Origin of the sequence: Luteimonas changyuni, assembly GCF_039548395.1 — a bacterium.
Taxonomy (GTDB): Bacteria; Pseudomonadota; Gammaproteobacteria; order Xanthomonadales; family Xanthomonadaceae; genus Luteimonas.
On sequence record NZ_JBCLUZ010000056.1, the window covers coordinates 1 to 9,160 of the forward strand.

At 69.4% G+C, this 9,160-nt stretch carries 5 protein-coding genes and 1 pseudogene; 1 reads left to right on the plus strand and 5 read right to left on the minus strand.

The window, feature by feature from the left end; translation table 11 throughout:
* Positions 1–171 precede the first annotated feature (171 nt).
* From WCD84_RS14190 to WCD84_RS14205, 4 genes and pseudogenes are all read right to left on the minus strand, one after another.
* A pseudogene (locus tag WCD84_RS14190) lies at positions 172–1,011 on the minus strand (TrmH family RNA methyltransferase); the annotation flags it as partial.
* A complete protein-coding gene (locus WCD84_RS14195; RefSeq protein ID WP_343281783.1) occupies positions 917–2,356 on the minus strand; it encodes an alanine/glycine:cation symporter family protein in 1,440 nt (479 codons plus the stop codon). The gene WCD84_RS14195 and the pseudogene WCD84_RS14190, both read right to left, overlap by 95 nt.
* Positions 2,357–2,476: 120 nt before the next feature.
* Positions 2,477–5,620, minus strand: coding sequence for an efflux RND transporter permease subunit (locus WCD84_RS14200; protein ID WP_343281784.1), 3,144 nt, complete (start codon positions 5,618–5,620; stop codon positions 2,477–2,479).
* A 3-nt stretch (positions 5,621–5,623) separates the two neighbouring features.
* Positions 5,624–6,739, minus strand: a complete 1,116-nt coding sequence (locus tag WCD84_RS14205) for an efflux RND transporter periplasmic adaptor subunit (protein WP_343281785.1) — start codon at positions 6,737–6,739, stop codon at positions 5,624–5,626.
* Positions 6,740–6,932: 193 nt separating this feature from the next.
* On the opposite strand from WCD84_RS14205, the gene cysK reads away from it, so the two are divergent.
* A complete protein-coding gene (gene cysK / locus WCD84_RS14210) occupies positions 6,933–7,889 on the plus strand; it encodes a cysteine synthase A (RefSeq protein ID WP_343281786.1) in 957 nt (318 codons plus the stop codon).
* A 140-nt stretch (positions 7,890–8,029) separates the two neighbouring features.
* On the opposite strand, the gene WCD84_RS14215 is transcribed toward cysK, so the two are convergent.
* Positions 8,030–9,037, minus strand: coding sequence for a class I fructose-bisphosphate aldolase (locus WCD84_RS14215; RefSeq protein ID WP_343281787.1), 1,008 nt, complete (start codon positions 9,035–9,037; stop codon positions 8,030–8,032).
* Positions 9,038–9,160: the final 123 nt, after the last annotated feature.

The following is a 9,160-nucleotide window of genomic DNA, read 5'->3' on the forward strand; positions in this document are numbered from 1 at the left end:
GAGGCAGGGGGGATGCCCAGAGCCGGCCATGGATGGCCGGCGGCCGGAACTGGGAGCAGGATGCGCATATTCCGGCTGGGCATCCCCCCTGCCTCCACGGCGGGCAGCGCTCACCCTCCCGAAGCAATCACCCGCCCCTAAATCCGGAGATGAACCTTTTTTGCCGCGGAATCAGCCGCGCGCCTGCCACCAGCGGGCGAGCAGCACCGCGGTCGCGGCCGAGACGTTGAGGCTTTCGACGGCGCCGGTGCCGGGGATGGAGACGCGCAGGTCGCAGGCATCGGCCAGCGCCTGTGACATGCCTTCGCCCTCCGCGCCCAGCACATAGACCAGCCGTTGCGGCAGGTCGGTCGCGAACACGTCGCCGCCGCCGCGGACCACGGTCGCCGCCAGCGTGAAGCCGGCGCCGCGCAGCTGGGCGATGGCGTTGTCCTCGCGGCCCAGGCGCACCAGCGGCACGGCTTCCGCACCGCCCTCGGCCACGCGCGCGGCGGCGCCTGAAAGCTGCAGCGGCGAGTGCTTGGGCAGCATCACGGTCGCGCCGAAGTTCGCCGCCGAACGCAGGATCGCGCCCAGGTTGTGCGGGTTGCCGACGCCGTCCAGCCACAGCGCGCAGACCGGGCCTTCGCCGAGGTCCTGCAGCCACGTGGTCAGCGCGACCGGCGCTTCGCGCAGCACGTCGGCGACCACGCCCTCGTGGTGGCTGCTGGCCGCGAGCTTGCGCAGGTCGTCCTCTTCCACCACCCGGTAGCCAACGCGGTTGGCCACGCACCACTTCAGCAGCGGCTGCAGGCGCGGAATCATCGCCTCGGCCAGGTACAGCTTGCGGATCGCCGCCGGGCGGCGCGCAAACACCGCCTGCACGGCGTTCAGGCCATGCAGGCGGACCTCGTCATTGCCACCGGCCTTCGCCATCTCAGTCCTTCTTCCTGCCTGCCCAGAAGGCGGCGTTGCGGATGCCCAGCGCCTCCGGGTCGAAGGTCGGGTCCAGGCCTTCCTTCTTCTGCCGCTCGTAGTCGCGCAGCGCCAGCAGCGCCGGCTTCTGCAGGATCAGGATCGCGACGATGTTGAGCCAGGCCATCAGTCCCACGCCGATGTCGCCCAGCGTCCAGGCCGCGCCGGCCGAGCGCACCGCGCCCACGATCACCGCGAGCAGGATGAACACGCGCAGCACCAGGGTCATCCAGGGCCGGTGCACCTTGCGGTTGATGTAGGCGATGTTGGTTTCCGCCATGTAGTAGTAGGCGACGATGGTGGTGAAGGCGAAGAACAGCAGCGCCAGCGCCACGAAGCCGGCGCCGTAGCCGGGCAGCACCGACTCGACCGCCGCCTGCGCGAAGCCCGGGCCGGCCTCGATGCCGGGCAGCGCCTCGACCAGCATCGCGCCGTCGGGCATGCCGACGTTGTACATGCCGGTGGACAGGATCATGAAGGCCGTGGCCGAACACACCAGCAGCGTATCGACGTAGACCGAGAACGCCTGCACGTAACCCTGCTTGGCCGGGTGCGAGACCTCGGCCGCGGCGGCGGCGTGCGGGCCGGTGCCCTGCCCGGCTTCGTTGGAGTAGATGCCGCGCTTCACGCCCCACTCCACCGCAAGACCAAGCATGGCGCCGAAGCCGGCCTCCATGCCGAAGGCGCTGCGGAAGATCAGCACCAGCATCTCCGGCACCTGCTCGACGTTGAGCACAAGGATCACGAAGGCAACCAGCATGTAGGCCAACGCCATGAACGGCACAGCGAGCTCGGCGAAGCGCGCGATGCGCTTGACGCCGCCGAAGATGATGAAGCCCAGCGCGATCACAACGCCGGTGGCGGTGACGGCAGGCGCCATGCCGAAGGCGTTCTCCATGCCCGATGCGATGCCATTGGCCTGCACGCCGGGCAGGAAGAACCCGGTGGCGACGATGGTGACGACCGCGAACAGCCACGCGTACCACTTCTGGCCCATCGCTTTTTCGATGTAATAGGCCGGGCCGCCGCGATAGCGGCCTTCGTCGTCCTTTTCCTTGTAGATCTGCGCCAGCGTCGATTCGACGTACGCGGTCGAAGCGCCCAGGAAGGCCATCACCCACATCCAGAACACCGCGCCCGGGCCGCCGAAGGCGATGGCGGTGGCGACGCCCGCGATGTTGCCGATGCCCACGCGCCCCGACAGCGAAATCGCCAGCGCCTGGAACGAGGACACGCCGGCTTCCGAGGACTTGCCCGACAGCAGCAGGCGGACCATCTCCGGCACGTTGCGCAGCTGCATGAAGCGGGTGCGGATCGAGAAATACAGCCCCGCACCCAGGCACAGCGCGATCAGCGCCTTGCTCCAGATCAGGCCGTTCAAGGTGTTGAGCAGGTCGTCCAAGTGCTGGCTCCGGTAGTGGATCGCGGTGCACCGGCGCCATGTTCACCCTGGCCGGAACCGGCCCGATTCTCCACGATCAGCGGGCAAATGCGAACCGGCCGCGCGAACGCGGCCGGTGGCTCAGGCGTGTCCGCCGACGCTCGGCACTTCGCGCTGCTGCTTCTCGAGCTCCTGTGCCACCGCTTCCGGCGAGCTCGTGAACGGGGCGAACAGGGTGTACAGGGCGGGCACCACGAACAGCGACAACAGGGTTGAAAACGCCACGCCGGCGATGATCACCACGCCGATGGTGGCGCGACTTGCCGAACCGGGGCCGCCTGCCAGCACCAGCGGCAGGGCACCGGCCGCGGTGGCGATCGCGGTCATCAGGATCGGGCGCAGGCGCACGGTCGCCGATTCGACGATGGCCTGGCCGATGTTGCGCCCCTCGTCGCGCAGCTGGTTGGCGAACTCGACGATCAGGATGCCGTTCTTCGCCGCCAGGCCGATCAACATCACTACGCCGATCTGGCTGAAGAGGTTGATGGTGCCGCCGGTCATCGCCAGCCCGAGCAGCGCCCCCAGCACGGCCAGCGGAACCGTCAGCATGATCACGAAGGGATGCACGAAGCTTTCGAACTGCGCCGCCATCACCAGGTAGACCACCAGCAGCGCCAGGGTGAAGGTCAGCAGCACCGCGCCGCCGGCCTTGGTGAACTCGCGTGACTCGCCCTTCCAGTCCACCTGGGCGTAGTCGGGAAGCTCGGCGCGGACGACGTCTTCGAGGAAGGCCAGTGCATCGCCCATCGGATAGCCCGGCGCAAGGCCGGCGGTGATGGTGATCGCACGCATCCGGTTGAAGCGGTTGAGGCTGCCCGCCTCGGCGAGCTCCGACAGCGTCACCAGGTTGGACAGCGGCACCAGCTCGCCGCTGCGCGCACGGACTTCGATCGCGGCCAGGTCGGCGGGCTCGGCGCGGCCGGCGCGGCCGGCCTGCACCAGCACGTCGTATTCCTCCCCTTCCTGGACGAAGGTGGTGACGCGGCGGCCGCCCATCATGGTTTCCAGCGCGCGGCCGATGTCGGTGACGCTGACGCCGAGGTCCGCGGCGCGCACGCGGTCGATGTTCACGCGCATCTGCGGCCGCGTTTCCTTGTAGTCGGAATCGACCGAGAAGAAGCCCGGATGCGACTCCATTCGCTGCATCACCAGGTCGCGCCAGCCCGAGATTTCCTCGTACTCCGGCCCGCCGAGCACCATCTGGATCGGTTGCCCGCGGCTGCCCACGAGGCCGCCACCCACTCTCGGCTGCGCCTGCACGCCGCTCAAGGTACCGAGTTCCGAGCGCAGCGAATCGGCGACATCGGCCGTGCTCTGCTCGCGCTTGTCCCAGTCCTCGAGGAAGACGATCACGTTGCCGGTATGCATCTCCTCGCTCGCGCCCCAGCCGCCCGGCGCGCGGGTGTTGTAGCGACGGATCGCGCTGCCTTCCTCGGCCACGCGCCTGGCGAACACCTTCTCGACCTCCTGCACCTGCTGCACGGTGTAGTCGAAGCCCGCGCCCTCGGGCCCGACGATGGAGACGAAGAACGAACCGCGATCCTCGGCCGGCGCAAGCTCCGAGGGCACGACCCGCGACAGGCCCCAGGAGCCGGCCAGGCAGGCCAGCATCACCAGCAGCATCCCCGCCAGCACGCGGCGCGGCCGCTGGTCCGCCATCCATGCCAGCGCGCGCCCGTAGCCCCCGGTCACCGCGGCCAGGCGCGCGTTGAACCAGCGGTTGACCGGGTTCGACTTCTCCTCGCTGTGCGGACGCACCATCTTCGAGGCCATCATCGGCGTCAGCGTCAGCGCGACGAAGGCCGACAGCGCGACCGCGCCGGCCAGCGCCACCGACAGCTCGCGGAACAGGCGCCCGGTGTTGCCCTCCATGAAGCCCACCGGCAGGAACACCGCCACCAGCACCGTGGTGGTCGCGATCACCGCGAACGCCACCTGCTTGGTGCCGCGCTGCGCGGCCACCAGCCGCGGCTCGCCCAGGTCCACGCGGCGCTGGATGTTCTCCAGCACCACGATGGCGTCGTCCACCACCAGGCCGATTGCCAGCACCAGGGCCAGGAGGGTGAGCAGGTTGATCGAGTAGCCGAACAGCAGCAGCGGGATGAACGCCGCCAGCAGGCAGACCGGCACCGTCACCGCCGGGATCAGCGCCGCGCGGAAGCTGCCCAGGAACAGCCAGATCACCACCAGCACCAGCGCCATCGCCTCGATCAGGGTCCAGTAGACGCGCTTGATCGACTCCTCGATGAACACCGTATCGTCGTAGGCGACGAAGATGTTCGTGCCCTCCGGCAGCGACTTCTGTATTTCCACCGCCGCCGCGCGCGCGGAGCGGGTCACGTCCAGCGCGTTCGCGGTCGAGGTCTTGACGATGCCCAGGCCGATATTGGGCTGTCCGTTGCTGTGGTAGTACGCGCGCCGCTCGGCGGAGGACAGCTCGATCTCGGCCACGTCGCCCAGGCGCACCACGTAGCCGTCGTCGCCCTTGCGCAACGGCATCGCGGCGAAGTCCTGCGGCTCGACGTAGCTGCGCTCGACCCGGAGCGTGAAGTCGCGGCTGCCGGACTCGATGCGGCCGGCGGGCAGCTCGACGTTCTCGGCGCGCAGCGCGGACTCGATGTCGTTGGGGGTGATGCCGCGCGCGGCCATCGCCGCGCTGTCCAGCCACACGCGCATCGCATAGCGCTGGCGGCCGCCGATCCGCACCTGTGCCACGCCGTCCAGGCTCGACAGGCGGTCGACGATGTAGCGGTCGGCGTAATCGGACAGCTCCAGCGTGTCCATCGTCGCCGAGGCCATGTTGAGCCAGATGATGGTGTCCGAGTCGCTGTCGGCCTTCTCCACCTCGGGCGGGTCGGCCTCGTCGGGCATGCGGTCGGCCACGCCGCTGATGGCGTCGCGGACGTCGTTGGCCGCGGCCTCGATGTCGCGGTTCAGCGTGAACTCCAGGGTCACCGACGAGCGCCCGTTGCGGCTGCGCGACTGGATGATCTCGATGCCTTCGATGCCCGAAAGGGCGTCCTCCAGCACCTGGGTGATGCGGGTCTCGACCACCGCCGCGGACGCGCCGGGATAGTTGACGTCCACCGAGACGATCGGCGGATCGATCGCCGGCAGCTCGCGCAGGGTCAGGCGCGAGAACGCCATCACGCCGATCACCATCAGCAACAGGCTCATCACCGTGGCGAACACGGGGCGGCGGATGGAAAGGTCGGACAGCATCATGGCTCAGCCCTCGCCCGATCCGCCGGCTTCGCTCGTATCCACTTCGCCGGCATCCGCTTCGCCACGCCCGGCTTCGACGATCGCGCTGCCGTCGCGCAGCTTGCCGGTGCCGTCGACGACGATGCGCTCGCCGGGTTCGAGGCCGGAGACGATCTCGGCCATGCCACCGGCGCGCGAGCCGATCATGACCACGACCTGCTCGACGGTGGCGTCGGGGCGCACGCGGTAGACAAAGGACTCGCGGCCGACCTGGACCACGGCGATCTCGGGTATCAGCAGCGCCTCGCGCTCGGTGCGCTCAAGCTCGATCTGCATCAGCATGCCGGGGCGCAGCAGGTGTTCGGGATTCTCGAAGTCGGCGCGCACGCTGAAGGCACGGCTGGTCGCATCCACGCGCGAACCGACGTTGCTGACCACGCCCTCGAAGCCGCGGCCGCGCCAGGCGGTGCTGGTGCCGGTGATGCGCTGGCCGCTGGCCACGTGCGACAGGTGGGCCTCGGGCACGGGGAAATCCACGTAGACCGATGACAGATCGTCGAGGGTCGCGATCACGGTACCGGGCGTGATCAGGGCGCCGGGGCTGACCTGGCGCACGCCGAGCACGCCGGCGAAGGGCGCGCGGACCACCCGGTCGCTGAGATTGGCCTGGATCTGGCGCACCTGGGCCAGCGCGCTGTCGCGGGTGGCGCGCTGGGTGTCGAGGGTGGCGCGCGCGATCAGCTGCTGCGCGGCGAGTTCCTGCTGGCGCTTCAGCATGCGGTCCGCCTCTTCCGCGGTGGCGCGGGCGGCGGCCAGCGAGGCCTGCTGCTGCTCGCCGCTGAGCGTGACCAGGGGTGCGCCTGCGGCCACCACGTCGCCGCTTTCGAAATGCACCCGGTCGACGGTTTCGCTGACCTTGGCGGTGACCTCCACCGCTTCGCGCGCCTTCACCGTGCCCAACGCGCGGATGCGGTCGTTGAAAGGCTGCGTGGACACCACCGCGGTCGTCACCACCACCGCCGGCGGGCCAGCGCCCTGGCCCTCTGCCTCGCCCCCGGCTCCGCAGGCCACGAGGGCCAGGGCGAGCAGGATGGCGCAGCAGGCCTTGGGGCCGGAGCGGAAAATGGGGGCGTCGGACATCGTGGGCAACGGTGGCAAAGGGAAGCCGCGCATTCTATCGACCCCGTGTGTCGGCGACGTATGCCATGAGGCCCGTGCGCGGGATGCGCCGTTCCTGTCAACCGGTGGCGCCCTCGTGCGTTACGGCGCACTCTGGTCCTGCCTCGCGGTCGAACCCGGGGACACGTCCCTCCCACACACCCAGGACGACGCCATGATCCACGAAAACATCCTCGACACCATCGGCGGCACGCCCATCGTGCGCCTGAACCGCATCGCGCCCGACGGCGTGACCCTGTACGCCAAGGTCGAATCCTTCAATCCCGGCGGCTCGGTCAAGGACCGGCTCGCGCTCGCGATCATCCTCGACGCCGAACAGCGCGGGCTGCTGAAGCCGGGCGACACCGTGGTCGAAGCCACCTCCGGCAACACCGGCGTGGCCCTGGCGATGGTCTGCGCCGCGCGCGGCTACAAGTTCGTGGCCACCATGGCCGAAAGCTTCTCGGTCGAACGCCGCAAGCTGATGCGCGCCTATGGCGCCAAGGTGATCCTGACCCCGGCCGCGGAGCGCGGCACCGGCATGGTGCGCAAGGCCAGGGAGCTGGCCGAGGAGCACGGCTGGTTCCTGGCCGACCAGTTCGCCAACCCGGCCAACCCGGCGTACCACCGCAACACCACGGCCGCCGAAATCCTGCAGGACTTCGCCGGCCGCCGCCTGGACCATTTCGTCAGCGGCTGGGGCACGGGTGGGACCCTCACCGGCGTGGGCGAAATGCTCAAGCTGGCGCGGCCCGGGGTCGAAGTCGTGGCCGCGGAGCCGGCCGTGGCCGCCATGCTCCAGGGCGCCGACTTCACCCCCCACAAGATCCAGGGCTGGACCCCGGACTTCATTCCCGAGGTGCTCAACCGCGAAGCCGCCGACCGCGTGCTGTCCGTGGCCGACGACGTGGCGATCGCCACCGCGCGAAGGCTGGCGGCGGAGGAAGGAATTTTCGCCGGCATCTCGGCCGGGGCGACCGTGGCCGCGGCACTGGACGTGGCCAAGGATGCCGACGAAGGCGCGGTGATCCTGGCGATGCTGCCGGATACCGGCGAGCGCTACTTCTCGACCCCGCTGTTCGAAGGCGTCGCCGAGGGCAGCGACGACGACTGGCTGGCCGGGTTGCCCTGATCCGGCCCACCCCCGTGGGAGCGGCTACAGCCGCGATTCCTACGGAACACGGGATAGCAAGACATGAAAAAAGGGCGACCCTGCGGGCCGCCCTTTTCATGCTGCTGAAGGCATCGCGGCTGTAGCCGCTTCCACAGCGATCAGCCGCGCGACCACTGCCCCAGCGCCGCCAGGCCGTTGGCCTTGGCGCGCTCGTACACGGTGGCCTGCGCCTTGTCGTAGTTGCCGACCAGGTCCTGCGACCACAGCTTCAGCGCCGCCGACTGCATGGCGCGGCCGTAGGAGAACGACAGCGGCCACGGGTTCGGACCCATGCGGTTCATCGCGTCCAGGTGCGCGGTGGCGTCCTCGTCGGACTGGCCGCCGGACAGGAACACGATGCCCGGAAGAATTGCCGGCACCGCCGACTTCAGGCTCATCAGGGTGGCCTCGGCGACCTCTTCCACCGGCGCCAGCTCGCCGCTGTCCTTGCCCGGCAGCACCATCGAGGCCTTCAGGATCGTGCCCTCGAGGGCCACGTTCTGGTTGTACAGGGCGTCGAACAGCGCGCGCAGGGTGACCTCGCTGACTTCGTAGCAGGTCTCGATGTCGTGGTTGCCGTCGATCAGCACTTCCGGCTCGACCATCGGCACCAGGCCCTGCTCCTGGCACAGCGCGGCGTAGCGCGCCAGGGCGTGGGCGTTGGCCTCGATGCAGGTACCCGAGGGCACGTCGTCGCCGATGTTGATCACCGCGCGCCACTTGGCGAAGCGGGCGCCGAGCTTGTAGTACTCCTCCAGGCGCGCGCGCAGGCCGTCAAGGCCCTCGGTCACCACCTCGCCCGGGAAGCCGGCCAGCGCGTGCGTGCCCTTGTCGACCTTGATGCCCGGGATCATGCCGTTCTCGGTCATGTACTGGGCGAAGGGCACGCCGTCCTTCGTCTTCTGGCGCAGGGTCTCGTCGAACAGGATCGCGCCGCTGATGTATTCCGACAGGTCCGGCGTGGTCAGCAGCAGCTCGCGGTAGGCGCGGCGGTTCTCTTCGGTGTTCTCGATGCCGACGCCGGCGAAGCGCTTGGCGATCGTGCCGGAGGACTCGTCGATGGCGATGATCCCCTTGCCCGGGGCAACCATGGCGAGGGCGGTTTCGGCAAGCTGTTCGATGCTCATTCTCTGCAACTCCGGGCGGGCGACATGGCCGCCCAGTATAGCCGTTCGGCCCCGCCGGAGCCTCGGGGATGCTGTGGGAGCGGCTATAGCCGCGATGGATCCCGATCGCGGCTATAGCCGCTC

Bases quoted from the DNA above. Each gene is read 5' to 3' on its own strand.
- WCD84_RS14200 (WP_343281784.1), bottom strand. From the start codon at position 5,620: ATGATGCTGTCCGACCTTTCCATCCGCCGCCCCGTGTTCGCCACGGTG.
- cysK (WP_343281786.1), top strand. From the start codon at position 6,933: ATGATCCACGAAAACATCCTCGACACCATCGGCGGCACGCCCATCGTG.
- WCD84_RS14215 (WP_343281787.1), bottom strand. From the start codon at position 9,037: ATGAGCATCGAACAGCTTGCCGAAACCGCCCTCGCCATGGTTGCCCCG.
- WCD84_RS14205 (WP_343281785.1), bottom strand. From the start codon at position 6,739: ATGTCCGACGCCCCCATTTTCCGCTCCGGCCCCAAGGCCTGCTGCGCC.